Source organism: Pseudomonas sp. EB271-G4-1 (assembly GCF_058791355.1).
The window spans coordinates 1-19,535 of sequence record NZ_JBYTEO010000056.1; the positions used below are offsets into that span (position 1 = coordinate 1).

General features: G+C 57.3%; 25 protein-coding genes. 2 read left to right on the plus strand and 23 right to left on the minus strand.

Annotated features, from left to right (window positions below):
- Positions 1-78 precede the first annotated feature (78 nt).
- The 3 genes from AC3WWR_RS23700 to AC3WWR_RS23710 all read right to left on the minus strand — a co-directional run bounded on the left by AC3WWR_RS23700 (position 79) and on the right by AC3WWR_RS23710 (position 3,133).
- Positions 79-837, minus strand: a complete 759-nt coding sequence (locus AC3WWR_RS23700) for an alpha/beta hydrolase family protein (protein ID WP_020800587.1) — start codon at positions 835-837, stop codon at positions 79-81.
- The gene (locus tag AC3WWR_RS23705) at positions 827-1,936 is read right to left on the minus strand and encodes a DUF3182 family protein (RefSeq protein ID WP_492599124.1); all 1,110 of its coding nucleotides are present in this window, start codon (positions 1,934-1,936) and stop codon (positions 827-829) included. Before AC3WWR_RS23705 ends, AC3WWR_RS23700 begins: the two co-directional genes overlap by 11 nt.
- A gap of 204 nt (positions 1,937-2,140) precedes the next feature.
- Entirely contained in the window at positions 2,141-3,133 is a 993-nt protein-coding gene (locus AC3WWR_RS23710) for a GlxA family transcriptional regulator (RefSeq protein WP_489326534.1), read from the minus strand.
- A gap of 102 nt (positions 3,134-3,235) precedes the next feature.
- Between AC3WWR_RS23710 and AC3WWR_RS23715 the strand changes: the two genes are divergently transcribed.
- Complete coding sequence (locus AC3WWR_RS23715; RefSeq protein ID WP_168759023.1) at positions 3,236-3,790, plus strand: cysteine hydrolase family protein; 555 nt, start codon at positions 3,236-3,238, stop codon at positions 3,788-3,790.
- 118 nt (positions 3,791-3,908) lie between these two features.
- On the opposite strand, the gene AC3WWR_RS23720 is transcribed toward AC3WWR_RS23715, so the two are convergent.
- Together AC3WWR_RS23720 and AC3WWR_RS23725 are read right to left on the minus strand one after the other, a co-directional pair.
- Entirely contained in the window at positions 3,909-4,430 is a 522-nt protein-coding gene (locus tag AC3WWR_RS23720) for a single-stranded DNA-binding protein (RefSeq protein WP_020799826.1), read from the minus strand.
- Positions 4,431-4,439: 9 nt separating this feature from the next.
- A complete protein-coding gene (locus AC3WWR_RS23725) occupies positions 4,440-5,837 on the minus strand; it encodes an MFS transporter (RefSeq protein WP_008065728.1) in 1,398 nt (465 codons plus the stop codon).
- A gap of 191 nt (positions 5,838-6,028) precedes the next feature.
- Between AC3WWR_RS23725 and uvrA the strand changes: the two genes are divergently transcribed.
- A complete protein-coding gene (gene uvrA / locus AC3WWR_RS23730) occupies positions 6,029-8,863 on the plus strand; it encodes an excinuclease ABC subunit UvrA (RefSeq protein ID WP_492599125.1) in 2,835 nt (944 codons plus the stop codon).
- A 66-nt stretch (positions 8,864-8,929) separates the two neighbouring features.
- Here the strand turns inward: uvrA and bfr are convergent, their stop codons facing one another.
- The 18 genes from bfr to rplX form a co-directional block, all read right to left on the minus strand.
- Entirely contained in the window at positions 8,930-9,394 is a 465-nt protein-coding gene (gene bfr / locus AC3WWR_RS23735) for a bacterioferritin (protein ID WP_008053867.1), read from the minus strand.
- Positions 9,395-9,543: 149 nt separating this feature from the next.
- Positions 9,544-10,998 (minus strand): catalase, encoded by a 1,455-nt coding sequence (locus AC3WWR_RS23740; protein ID WP_033039276.1) that lies wholly within the window; start codon positions 10,996-10,998, stop codon positions 9,544-9,546.
- Positions 10,999-11,236: 238 nt separating this feature from the next.
- A complete protein-coding gene (rplQ, locus tag AC3WWR_RS23745; RefSeq protein WP_007970429.1) occupies positions 11,237-11,623 on the minus strand; it encodes a 50S ribosomal protein L17 in 387 nt (128 codons plus the stop codon).
- A 42-nt stretch (positions 11,624-11,665) separates the two neighbouring features.
- On the minus strand, positions 11,666-12,667 hold the full coding sequence (locus AC3WWR_RS23750) for a DNA-directed RNA polymerase subunit alpha (RefSeq protein WP_007970428.1): 1,002 nt from the start codon (positions 12,665-12,667) through the stop codon (positions 11,666-11,668).
- A gap of 22 nt (positions 12,668-12,689) precedes the next feature.
- Positions 12,690-13,310: a 30S ribosomal protein S4 gene (gene rpsD / locus AC3WWR_RS23755; protein ID WP_003176404.1), complete on the minus strand. Its 621-nt coding sequence runs from the start codon at positions 13,308-13,310 to the stop codon at positions 12,690-12,692.
- An 18-nt stretch (positions 13,311-13,328) separates the two neighbouring features.
- On the minus strand, positions 13,329-13,718 hold the full coding sequence (gene rpsK / locus AC3WWR_RS23760) for a 30S ribosomal protein S11 (RefSeq protein ID WP_002555466.1): 390 nt from the start codon (positions 13,716-13,718) through the stop codon (positions 13,329-13,331).
- Between the two features lie 30 nt (positions 13,719-13,748).
- Positions 13,749-14,105, minus strand: a complete 357-nt coding sequence (gene rpsM / locus AC3WWR_RS23765) for a 30S ribosomal protein S13 (RefSeq protein ID WP_009045849.1) — start codon at positions 14,103-14,105, stop codon at positions 13,749-13,751.
- A gap of 130 nt (positions 14,106-14,235) precedes the next feature.
- A complete protein-coding gene (rpmJ, locus tag AC3WWR_RS23770) occupies positions 14,236-14,352 on the minus strand; it encodes a 50S ribosomal protein L36 (RefSeq protein WP_002555468.1) in 117 nt (38 codons plus the stop codon).
- 24 nt (positions 14,353-14,376) lie between these two features.
- Entirely contained in the window at positions 14,377-15,705 is a 1,329-nt protein-coding gene (gene secY / locus AC3WWR_RS23775) for a preprotein translocase subunit SecY (RefSeq protein ID WP_008065724.1), read from the minus strand.
- Entirely contained in the window at positions 15,706-16,143 is a 438-nt protein-coding gene (rplO, locus tag AC3WWR_RS23780) for a 50S ribosomal protein L15 (protein ID WP_003228720.1), read from the minus strand.
- Between the two features lie 3 nt (positions 16,144-16,146).
- Positions 16,147-16,323, minus strand: a complete 177-nt coding sequence (gene rpmD, locus AC3WWR_RS23785; protein ID WP_003176408.1) for a 50S ribosomal protein L30 — start codon at positions 16,321-16,323, stop codon at positions 16,147-16,149.
- Positions 16,324-16,325: 2 nt separating this feature from the next.
- The gene (gene rpsE, locus AC3WWR_RS23790; RefSeq protein ID WP_003186035.1) at positions 16,326-16,826 is read right to left on the minus strand and encodes a 30S ribosomal protein S5; all 501 of its coding nucleotides are present in this window, start codon (positions 16,824-16,826) and stop codon (positions 16,326-16,328) included.
- A gap of 3 nt (positions 16,827-16,829) precedes the next feature.
- On the minus strand, positions 16,830-17,180 hold the full coding sequence (rplR, locus tag AC3WWR_RS23795) for a 50S ribosomal protein L18 (protein ID WP_003186037.1): 351 nt from the start codon (positions 17,178-17,180) through the stop codon (positions 16,830-16,832).
- A gap of 10 nt (positions 17,181-17,190) precedes the next feature.
- Positions 17,191-17,724: a 50S ribosomal protein L6 gene (gene rplF / locus AC3WWR_RS23800; RefSeq protein WP_003176412.1), complete on the minus strand. Its 534-nt coding sequence runs from the start codon at positions 17,722-17,724 to the stop codon at positions 17,191-17,193.
- 12 nt (positions 17,725-17,736) lie between these two features.
- Positions 17,737-18,129, minus strand: a complete 393-nt coding sequence (rpsH, locus tag AC3WWR_RS23805) for a 30S ribosomal protein S8 (protein ID WP_008065722.1) — start codon at positions 18,127-18,129, stop codon at positions 17,737-17,739.
- Positions 18,130-18,338: 209 nt separating this feature from the next.
- A complete protein-coding gene (gene rpsN, locus AC3WWR_RS23810; RefSeq protein ID WP_003176414.1) occupies positions 18,339-18,644 on the minus strand; it encodes a 30S ribosomal protein S14 in 306 nt (101 codons plus the stop codon).
- A 13-nt stretch (positions 18,645-18,657) separates the two neighbouring features.
- A complete protein-coding gene (gene rplE, locus AC3WWR_RS23815; RefSeq protein ID WP_003210069.1) occupies positions 18,658-19,197 on the minus strand; it encodes a 50S ribosomal protein L5 in 540 nt (179 codons plus the stop codon).
- Positions 19,198-19,217: 20 nt separating this feature from the next.
- Positions 19,218-19,532, minus strand: a complete 315-nt coding sequence (gene rplX, locus AC3WWR_RS23820) for a 50S ribosomal protein L24 (protein ID WP_003186046.1) — start codon at positions 19,530-19,532, stop codon at positions 19,218-19,220.
- Positions 19,533-19,535: the final 3 nt, after the last annotated feature.

The following is a 19,535-nucleotide window of genomic DNA, read 5'->3' on the forward strand; positions in this document are numbered from 1 at the left end:
GGCTCGCTCCCACATTTGAAATGCATTCCCCTGTGGGAGCGAGCCTGCTCGCGAAGGCGTCATGAGCGACACTACTATTCATTTTGACTGAATAATGCTCAACCGTTCACCCACCACCATTTCCGTTATCCAGTCCACCAGGATCGAGGTGTAGGCCTGCTGTGAAACCGGATCGCTCAGCGCATGATCGGCGCCGTCGATGATGCGGTGGGTCAGCGAGTGTGTCTGCTGGCACGCCGCGCGATAACTCATGATGGTCGCGTGAGGCACGTAATCATCGGTTTCGGACTGTACCAACAACACATCACCCGTGAATTGCGAACAGGCATGCAGTGCCCGATTGCTGTCGGCGCGCACCAGCGTGCTGCGGTAATCGCGCAGATCGAGCTTGTCCAAATCGCGCTTGGGCGTATGCCATTGATCGTCGCGGTACAGCGCCGGCACTCGCAGGGCCAGCCAGCGCACCGGCCGTAGCGAGGTGAGGATCGAGGCCAGGTATCCGCCGTAACTGGTGCCGACCACGGCAATCGCCGAGGTATCCAGCGCCGGGTGCGCCAACAAGCGGTCGTAGGCCGCCAGCAGGTCACGCAGATTGTCTTCACGGGTCACGCGGGTCAACGGAATACCCGTGCCGCCGGTATGCCCGCGCAGGTCGAAGGTCAAACATACGCACCCCAGACCGGCGATGCCTTTCGCCCGCTCCAGATCTCGCTCCTGGCTACCCCCCCAACCGTGCACGAACAGCACGCCAGGGACTTTTGATTTGGGGCTCAGGAAAGTCCCACTCATCTGTTCGTCGTCGATGTCGATTTGAATGCTTTCGCTTCTAGCCGTCATAGGATTTGACCGTTACGTACTTGAGAAGAAAATCACTGTTTTCCGCTGGCCCTCGGTACACCTCGATGGCGTCCGCCGGCAGTGGCTGATCGATGTAGGTTTCCACCGAAGACACAAGAATCGCGCGCATCCCCGGATCGTTGACGAAGCTCTGCAACGCTGCCACTTCCGCGCTGCTGGCCCCGCCCATGCGCCAGGATTGCTCGAGCACGCCGCTGCGTCGCTGGCCGTCACTGGCAATTCCCTGGGCGATGTCGTAATTGCGCCGCGAGGCGTAGAAACCGGGATAGGCTTCATCGGCGGCCGCGTCGAACACCTTGGCCTGCCTGATCGCCAATCGCACATCGTCAGGCAAATCCAGCGCCAGCAGATCGTCGTAGCCACCCTGCACCACCAGCAGGTTCGAACCACCATAGACCTCTTCGCCATGAGCGTCTTTGGTCAAGTATTGATCACCGCAATAACTGAGCAACCTGGCGCCGATGAAACTCTGCCCGACGCTGTGGGTAATCACCTGGTCCAGGTCCTGCTCCAGTACCACACCTTCACTGAACAGCGCCTTGGCTTCAGGACGGGCGAGGATTTCGTCGAACTGGTCGAGGCTAGTGATGACTTCCTGGCCGCGCCCCGCACAGGCATGAATTGGCTTCATACGGATCGGACCGCTGTAGAGCAGATGCTCCGCCGCCGGCCGTGCATCGTCGAAGGAGAAAACACTGAGACCGTCGAGCACTACCGTGCGCACCCGTTCGGAAAACATCGGCGCCCAGCCTTGCGGTGCATGGGCATGCCTGTTCAACAAACCATGGCTGATGGCCTTGGTGCAGATGAAATCGTGCTCGACGTATCCGCCCCATAAATCCTCTGGTCCCTTGACGCCCAACTGCCGGGCGGCAGCGGCGCCCACCAGGGTCTGGGTCGGCAACAAATAGATGTCCCGCCCGCCATGCACCTGCGGGTCGTAGCTGCCGCCGTATTTGAGCCCGAGGATTTGCGCCAGACAACGGGCCAGGGCGCGATTGGTTTCGACTTCGTGCTGCGGCGCATCGGGGCGGACCGAATGGGCGACTACCAGTTTTTTGCGGTTGGTTGGGGTCATGCGTCCCCCTTCAATTGTCGCTAAATGAATGTAGCTGATGGGGTGCAGGGTTCAGGCCAATCGTCCCTCGAAAATAACGGTTTTAAAATCAATCGGTTGTGCAAAAAGCATAGCGTCGCGCCTGCTTTATTCTGCACGACGGGTATCAGGACTCTGGCATTTTGCACGACTCGAGCATTTTGGCACTCCCGCAGGGTGATGCTTCTATCGGGGGGCCGCACTCGGCATCACCCCAAACCGCGCCCGGTAATCACTGGGGGCCAGTCCGGTAATCTTCTTGAATGTCGAACGAAACGCCCCCGGATCCTGATATCCCACGGTCCAGGCGATGTGATCGATGGTGCCGTTGGTGAATTCGAGCATTTCCCGGGCCTTGCCGACTCGCAGGTGCTGGCAGTACTCCGTCGGCTTAAGCCCGGTTGCCGCACGGAATCGCCGTAGGAACGTCCGCTCCTCCAGCCCTGCCCGTTCAGCCATCGCCGTCAGCGAGACATCGGTGGCACCCGTGCTTTGCAGCCAGTGTTGAACCCTGAGGATCGCGGCATCGCCATGGTTGAGAATCGGGGCGAAATTGCTGCCACACTCACTGGCGCTGTCGCTGTGTTCCACCACCAGGAAACGCGCAGTGCCGGTGGCAATGCTCGGGCCCAGCAGACGATTGACCAGGCGCAGACCCAATTCAGACCACGCCATCAGCCCGGCCGTGGTAATCAGGTCGCCGTCATCGACGATGGGCGTATCAGCCTTGAGCTTGATCGCCGGGTAGCGCTCGGCGAAGGTTTTCGCGGAAGTCCAATGGGTGGTGGCGCTGCGACCGTCCAGCAGTCCGCTTTCAGCCAATAGCAGCGAGCCCACGCAGACACCGCCCAGGGTCGCGCCGTTGGCGTGCTGCTGGCGAAGCCAACGCAGCAGCGCATGCGGCGCCTGGGCTTCGGTGAAGCCGGCAATCGACGGCGGAATCAACACCGCTACCAATGCGCTGTCCGCAGCGGGATGGCTGTCATAGACACGAACGGGCGCCTGTTCGCCATCGACCTGCCAATGGCTGATCCGCAACAAAGGCAAGCGCGCCGCCTGGTGCTCTGCAGCGATACGGTTGGCCACCCCGAACAGGTCCGTCAACCCATGCACCGCCGCCATCTGCGCGCCGGGATAGATCAACACGCCCAGCTCGGCGATTGCCCTTTGTGCTTCCATTGTCAGTTTTCCCCCTTCTATTGTCGGTGCGGCCAATCCCCGGACGGTCTGCCAGGGTCAATACTTCATTCCACACCCAAACCGCACTTCGAGGAAACAGTCATGGCCAAGCAAGCACTCATCGTAGTCGATATCCAAAAAGACTACTTCCCCCAGGGCAAGTGGCCGTTGGTCGGTGCCGATGCCGCCGCAGACAACGCTGTTCGTCTGCTCAAGGCCTTTCGTGAGGCCGGTGATTCGGTAGTGCACATCCGCCACGAGTTCACCTCCGCACAAGCGCCGTTTTTCACCCCGGGCTCGGACGGTGCGAAGCTGCACCCTAAAGTCCTCAACCAAGGCAATGAGCCGGTGGTGCTCAAGCACTTCGTCAACTCGTTCCGCGAAACCGAACTGCAGAGCATTCTCGACGAGCAAGGCATCAAGGAACTGGTGGTGGTCGGCAGCATGAGCCACATGTGTGTCGACGGCATCACCCGCGCCGCCAACGACCTCGGCTACAGCGTCACGGTGATCCACGATGCCTGTGCCTCCCGTGACCTGGAGTTCAATGGACTGACCGTTCCGGCAGCCCACGTGCATGCCGCGTTCATGTCGGCATTGGGTTTTGCCTACGCCAAGGTGGTGTCCACCGACGAGTTCCTCGCCGCCAGCCGTTAACCACAAAACGCGCCTTGCCGCGCAATACGGCTCCTACAGGGGAATCGAAAACCGCGGGTAACAAAAAGCCCGGCATCCTGATGGGAGTGCCGGGCTTTCATTCGTTCGAAGCTATTGCTTAGAACGGAATATCGTCATCAAAGCTGTCGAAATCCGGAGCTGGCTGCGGCGCGGCCTGCTGAGGAGCCGGGCGCGACTGTTGCGGTGCCGACTGCTGTGGACGCGGAGCCTGCTGGCGAGGAGCGGATTGCTGGTAGTTGTTACCGCCGCCCTGGCCTTGTTGGTCACCCTGTTGAGGACGACCGCCCAGCAGTTGCATGGTGCCTTGCATGTCGACCACGATTTCAGTGGTGTAACGCTTGATACCGTCTTTTTCCCACTCGCGGGTCTGCAGCTTGCCTTCGATGTAGACCTGCGAACCTTTACGCAGGTATTCGCCGGCGATTTCCGCGACCTTGCCGAACATCGACACGCGGTGCCATTCGGTTTTTTCGACTTTCTGACCGGTTTGCTTGTCGGTCCACTGTTCGCTGGTTGCCAGACTCAGGTTGGTCACGGCGTTGCCATTCGGCAGGTAACGAACTTCAGGATCCTGGCCGCAAGTGCCGACCAATATGACTTTGTTAACCCCACGGGCCATTACGTTCTCCTAGGCTACGCACGCTGCCCCGGCCGGGTTGTTCACCAGGCTTTCAAGGGTGGTGCGATCCAATAGTTCGGTGTCCAATTTGATGTAAATCGCCGCTTCGTCTGCGACTATCACTGCATCTGTTACCCCTACGACGGCCTTCAGGCGCTCAACCAGCCCCGCTTCGCGGATCGCCTCGGGCGACAATGGCAAGCGCAGGCTTGTCACGTAGGGAGGTTCACGCATGGTAACAGCAAAGGCCAGCCAGAGGGCAGCCAGACCAGCGCATCCAAGGAACACAACCGACAGACCGCCATGCTGGAACAGCCAGCCGCCAAGTATGCCGCCCAGTGCCGAGCCAAGGAACTGACTGGTGGAGTAGACCCCCATCGCCGTGCCCTTGCCGCCCGCCGGTGAAACCTTGCTGATCAGCGACGGCAACGAAGCTTCCAGCAGATTGAAGGCGGTGAAAAACACCACGGTACCAATCACCAGAGCCCGCAAGCTGTCGCCGAACTGCCAGAAGAATAGCTCAGTGAGCATCAGCGTCACGACGGCGCCGAGTAAAACACGTTTCATTTTGCGTCTCTTCTCGCCGTAGATGATGAACGGGATCATGGCGAAGAAGGAAATCAGCAGCGCGGTCAGGTACACCCACCAATGCTGCTCCTTGGGCAGCCCGGCTTTTTCGACGAGCGCCAGGGGCAAGGCGACGAAACTCGACATCAGCATTGCGTGCAACACAAAGATACCAAGATCCAGGCGCAGCAGGTCCGGGTGCTTGAGCGTCGGTATCAGGGCCTGGCGCGCGACGCCGGATTCACGGTGCTGCAACGGGCCCGTGGAGCGCGGCACCATGAACATCACAATCACGATGCCAACCAGCGCCATGCCACCTGTGGCAAGGAACAGTCCGGACAGCCCGAAGGCACGGGTCAGCAACGGTCCTACTACCATGGCAACAGCAAACGACAGGCCGATCGTCATGCCGATCATCGCCATGGCCTTTGTCCGGTGCTGTTCGCGTGTCAGGTCTGACAGTAAAGCCATCACCGCGGCGGAAATCGCCCCGGCACCTTGCAGGATGCGCCCGGCGATCACGCCCCAAATCGAGTCGGCGTTGGCCGCCAGGACGCTGCCAAGCGCGAAGACGATCAGCCCCAGGTAAATCACCGGGCGGCGGCCAATGCGGTCGGAAATGAAACCGAAGGGAATCTGGAAAATCGCCTGGGTCAGGCCATAAGCGCCAATCGCCAGCCCGATGAGGGCCGGGGTCGCTCCTGCGAGGTCCATGCCATAGGTCGCCAATACCGGCAACACCATGAACATGCCGAGCATACGGAAGGCGAACACCAGGGCCAGACCGCTTGCCGCGCGGGTCTCGCTGCCACTCATGCGCTCGCTGTGGGGATCGTGCATGGAAAAACCTCATGTGAACCGGCGGCGATTCTACCAGTCCCATCGATTGGCAGGGTATATCGCGACGCTTTGCCGCGTGTAGATGACAGAGCTTTCATGTAAGGCAGCCATTGCAACATTCGATAGTGTGCATCCATCCAGTATTTGGCCGTATACTCCTACGTTTTCGACGCCCGCCGAGCGAGGCCACCTTGGACAAGATCCTGATTCGTGGGGCTCGAACCCACAACCTGAAGAACATCGACCTGACCCTGCCACGGGACAAGCTGATCGTCATCACCGGCCTGTCCGGCTCGGGCAAGTCGTCCCTGGCTTTCGACACGTTGTACGCCGAAGGCCAGCGCCGCTATGTCGAGTCGCTGTCGGCCTATGCCCGGCAGTTCCTGTCGATGATGGAAAAGCCTGACGTCGACACCATCGAAGGCCTGTCGCCGGCGATTTCCATCGAACAGAAGTCGACCTCGCACAACCCGCGTTCGACCGTGGGCACCATCACCGAAATCTACGACTACCTGCGCCTGCTCTATGCGCGCGTCGGCATTCCACGCTGCCCGGACCACGACATTCCCCTGGAAGCGCAGACCGTCAGCCAGATGGTCGACCTGGTCCTTGCCGAACCTGAGGGCAGCAAGCTCATGCTGTTGGCCCCGGTCATTCGCGAGCGCAAAGGTGAGCACCTTTCGGTCTTCGAGGAACTGCGCGCACAAGGTTTCGTCCGTGCCCGGATCAACGGCAAGTTGTATGAGCTGGACGAAGCACCGAAGCTCGATAAACAGAAAAAACACACCATTGATGTCGTGGTCGACCGCTTCAAGGTGCGTGCAGACCTGCAACAGCGCCTGGCCGAATCCTTCGAGACCGCGCTGAAACTGGCAGATGGCATCGCCCTGGTGGCACCGATGGACGACGAGCCGGGCGAAGAGATGATCTTCTCCGCGCGCTTCGCCTGCCCAATTTGCGGGCACGCCATCAGTGAACTCGAGCCCAAGCTGTTTTCCTTCAACAACCCGGCCGGTGCCTGCCCGACCTGTGACGGCCTGGGGGTCAAGCAGTTCTTCGACATCAAGCGCCTGGTTAATGGAGAGTTGACCCTGGCCGAAGGCGCGATTCGCGGCTGGGACCGGCGCAACGTCTATTACTTCCAGATGCTTGGCTCGCTGGCCTCCCACTACAAGTTCAGTCTGGAAGTGCCGTTCAACGAACTGCCGGCCGAGCAGCAGAAGAGCATCCTGCACGGCAGCGGTTCACAAAACGTCGATTTCAAATACCTGAATGACCGGGGCGATATCGTCAAGCGCTCGCACCCGTTCGAAGGCATCGTGCCAAACCTGGAACGCCGCTACCGTGAAACCGAGTCGGCCTCGGTACGCGAAGAGCTGGCCAAGTTCCTCAGCACCCAGTCCTGCCCTGATTGCCGCGGCACCCGTCTGCGTCGCGAAGCACGGCATGTGTGGGTCGGCGAGAAAACCCTGCCGGCGGTGACCAACCTGCCAATCGGTGATGCCTGCGACTATTTCGAAGGGATGAAACTGACTGGCCGCCGTGGCGAGATCGCCGACAAGATCCTCAAGGAAATTCGCGAACGCCTGCAGTTCCTCGTCAACGTCGGCCTCGATTATCTGTCGCTGGATCGCAGCGCAGACACCTTGTCCGGTGGTGAGGCCCAGCGTATCCGCCTGGCCAGCCAGATCGGCGCCGGGCTGGTCGGTGTTCTGTACATCCTCGACGAACCCTCGATCGGCCTGCACCAGCGTGATAACGACCGGTTACTTGGCACACTGAAACACCTGCGGGACATCGGCAACACGGTGATCGTGGTAGAGCACGATGAAGACGCGATTCGCCTGGCCGACTATGTGGTGGATATCGGCCCTGGTGCGGGGGTTCACGGCGGACACATCATTGCTGAAGGTACGCCGGCCGAGGTAATGGCACATCCCGACTCCCTGACCGGCAAGTACCTCTCGGGCCGCGTGAAGATCGCGGTGCCGGCCAAGCGCACACCGCGCAACAAGAAGCTGTCGCTGACGCTCAAGGGCGCCCGTGGCAATAACCTGCGCAACGTAGACCTGGATATTCCCATCGGCCTGCTGACCTGCGTGACCGGCGTGTCCGGCTCAGGCAAGTCGACACTGATCAACAACACGCTCTTTCCGTTGAGTGCCACGGCGCTCAACGGTGCAACCACCCTGGAAGCGGCTGCTCACGACAGCATCAAGGGCCTGGAGCATCTGGATAAGGTCGTCGACATCGACCAGAGTCCCATTGGTCGTACCCCACGCTCCAACCCGGCCACCTACACCGGTCTGTTCACACCGATTCGTGAGCTTTTTGCCGGCGTACCGGAGTCACGATCGCGCGGTTATGGCCCCGGGCGCTTCTCCTTCAACGTGAAGGGCGGACGCTGCGAAGCTTGTCAGGGTGATGGCCTGATCAAGGTGGAAATGCACTTCCTGCCGGATATCTATGTGCCGTGCGATGTGTGCAAGAGCAAGCGCTACAACCGCGAAACCCTTGAGATCAAATACAAGGGCAAGAGCATTCATGAAACCCTCGAGATGACCATCGAGGAGGCCCGGGAGTTCTTCGATGCGGTGCCGGCTTTGGCGCGCAAACTGCAAACTCTGATGGACGTCGGCTTGTCGTACATCAAGCTGGGACAATCGGCGACCACACTTTCCGGTGGTGAGGCCCAGCGGGTCAAACTGTCGCGCGAACTGTCCAAGCGTGACACTGGCAAGACCCTGTACATCCTCGACGAGCCAACTACCGGGCTGCACTTTGCGGACATCCAGCAACTGCTGGATGTGTTGCACCGTCTGCGCGACCACGGCAATACGGTGGTGGTGATCGAGCACAACCTCGACGTCATCAAGACCGCTGACTGGCTGGTGGACCTGGGCCCGGAGGGCGGTTCCAAGGGCGGGCAGATCATTGCCGTTGGTACGCCGGAAGAGGTTTCAGAGATGAAGCAATCCCATACCGGTTATTACCTCAAGCCCCTGCTGGAGCGTGACAGGGCTTAACTGGGCCCCCACGAAAAAGCCCCTGTCACTTCATCGGTGACAGGGGCTTTTTTGTATTCGCCGCAATCAGGTGTGGGATTGCAGGTAATTCTCGAGACCGATCAACTTGATCAGGCCAAGCTGCTTTTCAAGCCAATAGGTGTGATCTTCTTCGGTGTCATGCAGTTGGACCCGCAGCATTTCGCGGCTGACATAGTCCTTGTGCTGTTCGCAGAGCTTGATGCCCTTGCACAGCGCGGCCCGAACCTTGTATTCCAGGCGCAAGTCCGCTTCGAGCATTTCAGTAACCGTGGTGCCGACATCCAGATCGTCCGGACGCATGCGCGGCGTGCCTTCGAGCATCAGAATCCGGCGCATCAGTGCATCAGCGTGCCCTGCTTCTTCTTCCATCTCGTGGTTGATTCGTTCGTAGAGCTTGGTGAAACCCCAGTCCTCATACATCCGCGAGTGGACGAAATATTGATCACGCGCGGCCAGTTCGCCGGTCAGCAACGTGTTGAGGTAATCGATAACGTCTGGGTGGCCTTGCATCGCCCTACATCTCCCTGCTTGAAAGTCTGTAGTTTGAACCAACATGACCACAACGTCACTCGCCGCACGCAATAAAAGCGAAGATATTCTGAGAAAAGCAGCTTAAATAACGCAAAAACCGCCCTAATAAGGGCGGTTCTGCTTCTCATTTAGACTTCGTTAAGCTGTACGTTGAGCAGCGTTGCAATTGCTTCTCCATACGCCGGATCGGCCTTGAAGAAATGCTGCAGTTGACGGTCGACGACGTCGCTTGAGACCCCCGCCATTGCGCCCGCAATGTTGTGGACCAGCAACGCTTTCTGTTCGTCATTCATCAATCGGTACAGTGCGCCAGCGTGACTGTAATAGTCGGTGTCTTTGCGATGATCATAACGATCAGCTGCGCCGTTTAATGCCAATGCAGGTTCAGCATAACGGGGCGCCTGCTTTGGCGACTCGATATAGCTATTGGGCTCGTAGTTGGGCGCCGCACCACCATTGCTGCCAAACGCCATCGAGCCATCGCGCTGATAGGTGTTCACCGGACTGCGCGGCGCATTCACCGGCAATTGCTGGTGATTGGTACCGATGCGGTAGCGGTGCGCATCAGCGTAAGCGAATACCCGACCTTGCAGCATGCGATCTGGCGACAGACCTACACCGGGCACCATGTTACTTGGGCCAAACGCAGCTTGCTCGACCTCGGCGAAGTAGTTCAGTGGATTTCGATTGAGCTCCAACTCACCCACTTCGATCAACGGGAACTCCTTCTGTGACCAGGTTTTAGTCACGTCGAACGGATTCTCATAGTGCGCGCAAGCCTGGGCCTCGGTCATGATCTGGATGCACACGCGCCATTTTGGGAACTCGCCTCGCTCGATCGCTTCGAACAAGTCGCGCTGGGCGTAATCAGGATCGGTACCCGCCAGCCGCGCCGCCTCTGCAGGTGCAAGATTCTTGATGCCTTGTTGGGTCTTGTAGTGCCACTTCACCCAATGACGCTCGCCCGTGGCGTTGATCAGGCTGTAAGTGTGGCTGCCGAAGCCGTGCATGTGACGATAGCCGTCGGGAATTCCCCGGTCGGAGAACAGAATGGTGACCTGGTGTAACGCTTCCGGTGAGTGCGACCAGAAGTCCCACATCGCCTGTGCACTTTTGAGGTTGCTTTGTGGCAGGCGCTTTTGAGTGTGGATAAAGTCCGGGAACTTGAGTGGGTCGCGAATGAAGAATACCGGCGTGTTGTTGCCAACAATGTCCCAGTTGCCTTCTTCGGTATAGAACTTCAGCGCGAAGCCACGAGGATCACGTTCGGTGTCTGCCGAACCGCGCTCACCACCGACAGTGGAGAATCGCAGGAAGGTTGGCGTTTGCTTACCGACAGCCTCAAATAGCTTGGCATTGGTGTATTGGGTGATATCGCGGGTGACGGTAAACGTACCGTAAGCACCTGAACCCTTCGCGTGCACACGACGCTCCGGGATATTTTCACGGTTGAAGTGGGCAAGCTTCTCGAGCAGGTGGAAGTCGTCGAGCAGCAATGGGCCGCGAGGGCCGGCGGAGCGGGAATTCTGGTTGTCGGCGACAGGAGCGCCACTGGCAGTTGTTAGCGTGTTGTTTTGGCTCATGTGATCTTCCTTCCTCTGTCGGTCTTGAACTGCCGGCTAATCGGCTGAGAGGGAGTATTGATCATCAATCTGACACCTACAAATTCATTAACCTATAGGCATCGATAGAAAATTACTAATGATCATCCCCGACCCATGATGACCACTTGAAGCGGTTAAAAGCTTGTACGCAGCGCGCTTTACTTTCAGGCACAAAAAACCGGGCACTAGGCCCGGTTTTTTGTTTCAGACTGACGTCTTACTCGGCGGATACAGCTTCGCCAGCAGTAGCACGATCAACCAACTCGACGTACGCCATAGGCGCGTTGTCGCCAGCGCGGAAACCGCACTTGAGGATGCGCAGGTAGCCACCCTCACGGGTAGCGTAACGCTTGCCCAGGTCGTTGAAGAGCTTACCAACGATAGCTTTCGAACGGGTACGGTCGAAAGCCAAACGGCGGTTAGCAACGCTATCTGTCTTGGCCAAAGTGATCAGCGGCTCGGCAACGCGGCGCAGTTCTTTAGCTTTTGGCAGAGTAGTTTTGATCAGCTCGTGCTCGAACAGCGACACCGCCATGTTTTGGAACATGGCCTTGCGGTGCGAGCTGGTGCGGCTCAGGTGACGACCACTTTTACGATGACGCATGGTTCATTCCTTACCAAACACTACGTTCGGTGATTACGACGATCAGGCAGTCGCCTTGTCGTCCTTCTTAAGACTTGCAGGCGGCCAGTTGTCGAGGCGCATGCCGAGGGACAGACCGCGGGAGGCCAGAACGTCCTTGATTTCAGTCAAGGATTTCTTGCCCAGGTTCGGAGTCTTCAACAGCTCTACTTCGGTACGCTGAATCAGGTCGCCGATGTAGTAGATGTTTTCCGCCTTAAGGCAGTTAGCCGAACGTACAGTCAGTTCCAGATCGTCAACCGGGCGAAGCAGGATCGGATCGATCTCGTCTTCCTGCTCGACAACCACTGGCTCACTGTCACCCTTGAGGTCGACGAACGCAGCCAACTGCTGTTGCAGAATGGTTGCAGCACGGCGGATAGCCTCTTCAGGATCCAGGGTACCGTTGGTTTCCAGATCAATAACCAGCTTGTCCAGGTTAGTACGCTGTTCGACACGGGCGTTTTCCACCACGTATGCGATACGGCGAACCGGACTGAACGAAGAGTCAAGCTGCAAGCGACCGATGCTGCGGCTTTCGTCTTCATCGCTCTGACGCGAGTCTGCCGGTTCATAACCACGACCACGAGCTACTACGAGCTTCATGTTCAGGGCGCCGTTAGACGCCAGGTTAGCGATTACGTGATCGGGATTAACGATCTCGACATCATGATCCAGCTGAATATCGGCAGCGGTAACCACCCCCGAACCCTTCTTCGACAAGGTCAGCGTAACTTCGTCACGGCCGTGCAGCTTGATAGCCAGACCTTTAAGGTTCAACAGGATTTCAATTACGTCTTCCTGTACACCTTCGATGGCGCTGTACTCGTGGAGCACACCGTCAATCTCGGCCTCGACTACTGCACAGCCGGGCATTGAGGACAACAGGATGCGGCGCAGCGCGTTGCCCAGGGTGTGGCCAAAGCCACGCTCGAGAGGCTCGAGCGTGATCTTGGCGCGGGTTGGACTGACAACCTGCACATCAATGTGGCGGGGTGTCAGGAACTCATTTACCGAAATCTGCATGGATGCACCTATTTTCTAGCCCTTACTTGGAGTAGAGCTCGACAATCAGGCTTTCGTTGATGTCGGCGGACAGATCACTGCGAGCTGGAACGTTCTTGAAAACGCCCGACTTCTTCTCAGTGTCTACTTCTACCCATTCTACGCGGCCACGTTGGGCACACAGATCGAGAGCTTGGACAATGCGAAGTTGGTTTTTTGCTTTCTCGCGAACAGCAACCACGTCACCAGCACGAACCTGGTAGGACGGAACGTTAACGGTCTGACCGTTTACGCTGATCGACTTGTGCGATACCAGCTGACGGGATTCGGCACGAGTCGAACCAAAGCCCATACGGTATACAACGTTGTCCAGACGGCATTCGAGCAGTTGCAGCAGGTTTTCACCGGTTGCACCTTTCTTGCCAGCTGCTTCTTTGTAGTAGCCGCTGAATTGACGCTCGAGAACGCCGTAGATACGACGGACCTTCTGCTTTTCACGCAGTTGGGTGCCGTAATCGGACTGGCGACCGCGGCGTTGGCCGTGGATACCAGGTGCTGCTTCAATGTTGCACTTCGATTCGATCGCGCGCACGCCGCTCTTCAGGAAGAGATCGGTGCCTTCGCGACGAGCGAGTTTGCATTTTGGACCAATGTAACGAGCCATTCTTTACAATCTCCTGGATTACACGCGGCGCTTCTTCGGCGGACGGCACCCGTTGTGCGGGATAGGCGTCACGTCGGTGATGCTGGCGATCTTGTAGCCACAGCCGTTCAAAGCGCGGACTGCGGATTCACGACCTGGACCTGGACCTTTGACGTTTACGTCGAGGTTTTTCAGGCCGTATTCCAGCGCAGCTTGACCAGCACGTTCAGCAGCTACTTGAGCAGCAAACGGGGTGGACTTGCGGGAACCGCGGAAACCCGAACCACCGGAGGTAGCCCAGGAAAGAGCGTTACCTTGACGGTCGGTAATGGTCACGATGGTGTTGTTAAAAGAAGCATGGATGTGGGCGATGCCATCAACCACTGTCTTTTTAACTTTTTTACGAGGACGAGCAGCAGGTTTTGCCATGATAATTTTCCTGTCGATTCGCTGGGGCGATTACTTGCGGATCGGCTTACGCGGACCTTTACGGGTACGCGCGTTGGTCTTGGTACGCTGACCGCGTACTGGAAGACCACGACGATGACGCAGACCGCGATAGCAACCGAGGTCCATCAAGCGCTTGATTTTCATGTTGATTTCGCGACGCAGGTCACCTTCAGTGGTGAACTTCGCCACTTCGCCACGCAGCTGTTCAATCTGCTCGTCGCTCAGATCCTTGATCTTTGCGGCTGGGTTTACCCCAGTCTCTGCACAAATTTTCTGTGCAGTAGTGCGACCAACACCATAGATGTAGGTCAGCGAGATAACAGTATGCTTGTTATCTGGAATGTTAACGCCTGCAATACGGGCCATTCAGTGGGACTCCAATTGACAGCTACCTACGCCCCGGAAGCCAAGAAATAGGGCGCGAGATAATATCGCTGTAATAACAAATAATCAACCCGGCAGCGCACTAGCTGCCGGGCTTGAAGCACAATCACACTCAGCCTTGGCGCTGTTTGTGACGCGGTTCCGCGCTGCAAATTACTCGAACAACACCTTCGCGGCGAATAATCTTGCAGTTACGGCACAGCTTTTTCACCGATGCACGAACTTTCATCACCAACTCCTCGAACCTTATGGGTCAGCGCAGCATGCCGCTGCCGTAACCCTTCAGGTTGGCTTTCTTCATCAGGGATTCGTACTGGTGCGAAACGAGGTGCGATTGTACTTGGGACATGAAGTCCATCACAACCACGACGACGATCAGCAACGAGGTCCCGCCAAGGTAGAACGGTACGTTCGCTGCAACCACCAGGAACTGGGGCAACAGGCAGACGGCCGTCATGTAAAGAGCACCGAACAGGGTCAAACGAGTCAGAACGCCATCAATGTAGCGCGCAGACTGCTCACCTGGACGGATACCCGGAATAAAGGCACCGGACTTCTTCAGGTTCTCCGCTACGTCTTTCGGATTGAACATCAACGCCGTATAGAAGAAGCAGAAGAAAATAATCCCTGCACTAAACAGCAGAATATTCAACGGCTGACCAGGAGCGATCGACTGCGAGATGTCCTGCAACCAGCCCATACCTTCAGACTGGCCGAACCAGGCACCCAACGAAGCCGGGAACAGCAAGATGCTGCTCGCGAAAATAGCCGGGATAACACCGGCCATGTTCACCTTCAGCGGCAAGTGGCTGGTCTGCGCAGCGAAGACCTTGCGGCCCTGCTGACGCTTGGCGTAGTGAACAGCAATACGACGCTGACCACGCTCAATGAACACCACGAAACCGATAATCGCTACTGCCAGCAAACCGATGGCAACCAGGGCGAAGATATTGATATCACCCTGACGCGCAGACTCGAAAGACTGCCCGATCGCTCTCGGAAGACCGGCGACGATACCCGAAAAAATCAACATCGAGATACCGTTGCCAACACCACGCTCAGTAATCTGCTCACCCAGCCACATCATGAACATCGCACCAGCCACAAAAGTGGTTACTGCGACGAAATGGAAGCTAAAGTCACCAGTGAACGAAACGCCCTGCCCTGCCAGACCAATGGACATGCCAATGGCCTGGACAAGAGCAAGAACGACGGTGAGGTAGCGGGTGTACTGGCTGATCTTGCGACGGCCAGCTTCACCTTCCTTCTTCAACTGCTCCAGCTGCGGGCTGACGGCGGTCATCAGTTGCATGATGATCGATGCCGAGATGTACGGCATGATCCCCAGTGCAAAAATGCTCATCCGCTCCAGCGCGCCGCCGGAAAACATGTTGAACAAGCTAAGAATGGTCCCCTCATTCTGTCGAAACAGGTCCGCGAGTCGGTCCGGGTTGATACCTGGAACCGGGATGTGTGCGCCTATTCGGTAGACGATAATCGCCAGGAACAGAAAACGCAGACGAGCCCAAAGTTCAGACATACCGCCTTTGCCGAGCGCAGAGAGAGCACCTTGCTTAGCCATTTATTCCTCGAACTTGCCGCCAGCTGCTTCGATAGCCGCACGCGCACCTTTGGTGGCGCCGATTCCCTTGCCGATAGTGACAGCGCGAGTCACTTCACCGGACAGCATGATTTTCACACGCTGTACGTTGACGTTGATCACGTTGGCATCTTTCAGGGACTGCACGGTGACGATGTCGCCTTCCACTTTAGCCAGCTCGGACAGACGCACTTCTGCGCGGTCCATGGCCTTCAGGGAAACGAAACCGAACTTCGGCAGGCGACGATGCAGCGGCTGTTGACCGCCTTCAAAGCCTGGAGCAATGGTGCCACCGGAGCGGGAAGTCTGACCTTTGTGACCACGGCCACCAGTCTTACCCAAACCACTACCGATACCACGGCCCGGACGATGCTTTTCGCGACGGGAACCCGGCGCTGGACTCAGATCATTGAGTTTCATCGATTAACCCTCGACACGCAGCATGTAGTAAGCCTTGTTGATCATCCCGCGATTCTCGGGAGTATCCTGGACTTCTACAGTGTGACCGATGCGACGCAGACCCAGACCCTTAACGCACAGTTTGTGGTTAGGGATGCGGCCGGTCATGCTTTTGATCAGCGTAACTTTAACGGTAGCCATGATCAGAAGATCTCCTTGACGCTTTTGCCACGCTTGGCGGCAATGGATTCAGGAGACTGCATTGCTTTCAAACCCTTGAAAGTGGCGTGAACCACGTTTACCGGGTTAGTCGAGCCATAGCACTTGGCCAGAACGTTCTGAACGCCAGCAACTTCGAGAACGGCACGCATTGCGCCGCCAGCGATGATACCGGTACCTTCAGAAGCAGGCTGCATGTACACCTTCGAAGCGCCGTGGGCGGACTTCATTGCGTACTGCAGGGTGGTGCCGTTCAGATCAACCTGGATCATGTTGCGGCGAGCAGCTTCCATTGCCTTCTGGATCGCAGCAGGCACTTCACGCGACTTGCCACGGCCGAAGCCAACACGCCCTTTACCATCACCAACCACGGTCAACGCGGTGAAAGTGAAGATACGGCCGCCTTTAACGGTTTTGGCTACGCGGTTAACTTGAACCAGCTTCTCGATGTAGCCTTCGTCGCGCTTTTGGTCGTTATTTGACATAACTTAGAACTCCAGCCCAGCTTCACGAGCAGCATCAGCCAGCGCTTTAACGCGGCCGTGGTACTTGAAGCCAGAGCGGTCGAAAGCCACCTGCGAGACGCCAGCGGCCTTAGCACGCGTAGCGACCAGCTGGCCAACCTTAGTGGCCGCGTCGATGTTGCCAGTGGCGCCATCACGCAGTTCTTTATCCAAAGTCGAGGCGCTTGCCAGGACTTTGTTGCCGTCGGCCGAAATGACCTGGGCGTAGATGTGCTGCGAAGAGCGGAACACGCAGAGACGCACGACTTCGAGTTCGTGCATTTTCAGGCGTGCTTTGCGAGCGCGACGCAGTCGAGTAACTTTTTTGTCGGTCATTTGCTATGCCCTACTTCTTCTTGGCTTCTTTACGACGGACGACTTCGTCCGCGTAGCGCACACCTTTGCCTTTGTACGGCTCTGGTGGACGGAAGTCGCGGATCTCGGCGGCCACTTGACCTACCAGCTGCTTGTCGATGCCCTTGATCAGGATATCGGTCTGGCTAGGAGTCTCAGCGGTGATGCCTTCCGGCAGTTCGTAATCCACTGGATGCGAGAAGCCAAGAGCCAGGTTCAGCACTGTGCCTTTTGCTTGCGCTTTGTAACCAACACCGACCAGCTGGAGCTTGCGCTCGAAGCCTTGGCTTACGCCTTGGACCATGTTGTTTACCAACGCACGAGTGGTACCAGCCATTGCGCGAGTTTGTTGATCGCCATTGCGAGCAGCGAAACGCAGCTCACCAGCTTCTTCAACGATCTCAACGGACGAATGGATGTTCAGTTCGAGAGTGCCCTTGGCACCCTTCACCGAAAGCTGTTGGCCTGCGAATTTTACTTCGACGCCGGCTGGCAGCTTAACGGGGTTCTTAGCGACGCGAGACATGCTTATCCCCCCTTAGAACACAGTGCAAAGAACTTCGCCGCCGACACCGGCAGCGCGCGCAGCACGATCAGTCATCACACCCTTGTTGGTGGAGACGATAGACACACCGAGACCGCCACGAACTTTTGGCAGATCATCGACGGACTTGTACTGACGCAGGCCTGGACGGCTAACGCGCTTCACTTCTTCGATAACCGGACGGCCTTCGAAGTATTTCAGCTCGATAGACAGCAGTGGTTTTGTTTCGCTGCTGATCTGATAACCCGCGATGTAACCTTCGTCCTTCAGGACTTTGGCAACAGCTACCTTCAACGTGGAAGATGGCATGCTTACGACGGACTTTTCAGCCATCTGGGCATTACGGATTCGAGTTAGCATGTCCGCTAACGGGTCCTGCATACTCATGGGCTAGACGCTCCTAATACAGAAAAATTAGCCTTGCGGCTACTACGTGTCGCCGAGAATCTCCGGGTATAAAAAACACGGGCTCAGGCGAGCCGGGTATTCTAGACACACCCCAGAAATGAATCAAGCCCCAAAAGGGGCTTGATCCAGATTCAAGGCCACCGGTGGTCAGGTTCTTGCGAACCCTTGCACCGAGACTTTGACAGTACTTACCAGCTGGCTTTAACCAGACCTGGTACGTCACCACGCATTGCCGCTTCACGCAGTTTGTTACGGCCAAGGCCGAACTTGCGGTAAACGCCGTGTGGACGACCGGTCAGGCGGCAGCGGTTACGCATGCGCGAGGCGCTTGCGTCACGTGGCTGCTTCTGCAGGGCAACTGTAGCTTCCCAACGCGCTTCTGGACTTGCGTTCAGATCAACGATGATAGCTTTCAGTGCTGCACGCTTCTTGGCGTACTTGGCAACCGTGAGCTGACGCTTCAGCTCGCGGTTTTTCATGCTCATCTTGGCCATGGTCCTACTCCAATCAGTTGCGGAACGGGAATTTGAACGCACGCAGCAGAGCGCGGCCTTCATCATCGTTCTTGGCAGTGGTGGTCAGGGTGATGTCCAGACCGCGGAGAGCATCGATCTTGTCGTAGTCGATTTCCGGGAAGATGATCTGCTCTTTCACGCCCATGCTGTAGTTGCCACGACCATCGAAGGACTTGGCATTCAGGCCGCGGAAGTCGCGAACCCGAGGCAGGGAGATCGACAGCAGACGATCCAGGAACTCGTACATACGCTCACGGCGCAGGGTCACTTTGACGCCGATCGGCCAACCTTCACGGACTTTAAAGCCAGCGATGGATTTGCGAGCGTAGGTCACAACGACTTTCTGGCCGGTGATCTTTTCCAGGTCAGCTACAGCGTGCTCGATGACTTTTTTGTCGCCGATCGCTTCGCCCAGACCCATGTTCAGGGTGATTTTGGTAACGCGCGGAACTTCCATCACGTTCGAAAGCTTAAGTTCTTCCTTAAGTTTCGGAGCGATTTCCTTCCGGTAAATCTCTTTTAGTCGTGCCATGGTCTTCTACCTAGCAGTGTTCAAGCATCAACCGCTTTTTGGGTCGACTTGAAGACACGAATTTTCTTACCGTCTTCTACTTTGAAACCAACGCGGTCAGCCTTGTTGGTTTCGCCGTTGAAGATGGCGACGTTAGAAGCGTGCAGTGGCGCTTCTTTCTCGACGATACCGCCTTGTACGCCCGACATCGGGTTAGGCTTGGTATGACGCTTGACCAGGTTCAGACCACCAACAACCAGACGGTTGTCAGCAAGAACCTTCAGCACCTTACCGCGCTTACCTTTGTCTTTGCCGGCGATCACGATGATCTCGTCGTCACGACGAATCTTTTGCATGTC

Excerpts from the sequence above, each read along its gene's own strand:
- AC3WWR_RS23700 (WP_020800587.1), bottom strand. The coding sequence starts at position 837 with ATGACGGCTAGAAGCGAAAGCATTCAAATCGACATCGACGACGAACAG.
- AC3WWR_RS23705 (WP_492599124.1), bottom strand. The coding sequence starts at position 1,936 with ATGACCCCAACCAACCGCAAAAAACTGGTAGTCGCCCATTCGGTCCGC.
- AC3WWR_RS23710 (WP_489326534.1), bottom strand. The coding sequence starts at position 3,133 with ATGGAAGCACAAAGGGCAATCGCCGAGCTGGGCGTGTTGATCTATCCC.
- AC3WWR_RS23715 (WP_168759023.1), top strand. The coding sequence starts at position 3,236 with ATGGCCAAGCAAGCACTCATCGTAGTCGATATCCAAAAAGACTACTTC.
- AC3WWR_RS23720 (WP_020799826.1), bottom strand. The coding sequence starts at position 4,430 with ATGGCCCGTGGGGTTAACAAAGTCATATTGGTCGGCACTTGCGGCCAG.
- AC3WWR_RS23725 (WP_008065728.1), bottom strand. The coding sequence starts at position 5,837 with ATGCACGATCCCCACAGCGAGCGCATGAGTGGCAGCGAGACCCGCGCG.
- bfr (WP_008053867.1), bottom strand. The coding sequence starts at position 9,394 with ATGCAAGGCCACCCAGACGTTATCGATTACCTCAACACGTTGCTGACC.
- AC3WWR_RS23740 (WP_033039276.1), bottom strand. The coding sequence starts at position 10,998 with ATGAGCCAAAACAACACGCTAACAACTGCCAGTGGCGCTCCTGTCGCC.
- rplQ (WP_007970429.1), bottom strand. The coding sequence starts at position 11,623 with ATGCGTCATCGTAAAAGTGGTCGTCACCTGAGCCGCACCAGCTCGCAC.
- AC3WWR_RS23750 (WP_007970428.1), bottom strand. The coding sequence starts at position 12,667 with ATGCAGATTTCGGTAAATGAGTTCCTGACACCCCGCCACATTGATGTG.
- rpsD (WP_003176404.1), bottom strand. The coding sequence starts at position 13,310 with ATGGCTCGTTACATTGGTCCAAAATGCAAACTCGCTCGTCGCGAAGGC.
- rpsK (WP_002555466.1), bottom strand. The coding sequence starts at position 13,718 with ATGGCAAAACCTGCTGCTCGTCCTCGTAAAAAAGTTAAAAAGACAGTG.
- rpsM (WP_009045849.1), bottom strand. The coding sequence starts at position 14,105 with ATGGCCCGTATTGCAGGCGTTAACATTCCAGATAACAAGCATACTGTT.
- rpmJ (WP_002555468.1), bottom strand. The coding sequence starts at position 14,352 with ATGAAAGTTCGTGCATCGGTGAAAAAGCTGTGCCGTAACTGCAAGATT.
- secY (WP_008065724.1), bottom strand. The coding sequence starts at position 15,705 with ATGGCTAAGCAAGGTGCTCTCTCTGCGCTCGGCAAAGGCGGTATGTCT.
- rplO (WP_003228720.1), bottom strand. The coding sequence starts at position 16,143 with ATGAAACTCAATGATCTGAGTCCAGCGCCGGGTTCCCGTCGCGAAAAG.
- rpmD (WP_003176408.1), bottom strand. The coding sequence starts at position 16,323 with ATGGCTACCGTTAAAGTTACGCTGATCAAAAGCATGACCGGCCGCATC.
- rpsE (WP_003186035.1), bottom strand. The coding sequence starts at position 16,826 with ATGTCAAATAACGACCAAAAGCGCGACGAAGGCTACATCGAGAAGCTG.
- rplR (WP_003186037.1), bottom strand. The coding sequence starts at position 17,180 with ATGACCGACAAAAAAGTTACTCGACTGCGTCGCGCTCGCAAAGCACGC.
- rplF (WP_003176412.1), bottom strand. The coding sequence starts at position 17,724 with ATGTCTCGCGTCGCTAAGAACCCCGTTAAGCTGCCAGCCGGCGTCGAA.
- rpsH (WP_008065722.1), bottom strand. The coding sequence starts at position 18,129 with ATGAGTATGCAGGACCCGTTAGCGGACATGCTAACTCGAATCCGTAAT.
- rpsN (WP_003176414.1), bottom strand. The coding sequence starts at position 18,644 with ATGGCCAAGATGAGCATGAAAAACCGCGAGCTGAAGCGTCAGCTCACG.
- rplE (WP_003210069.1), bottom strand. The coding sequence starts at position 19,197 with ATGGCACGACTAAAAGAGATTTACCGGAAGGAAATCGCTCCGAAACTT.
- rplX (WP_003186046.1), bottom strand. The coding sequence starts at position 19,532 with ATGCAAAAGATTCGTCGTGACGACGAGATCATCGTGATCGCCGGCAAA.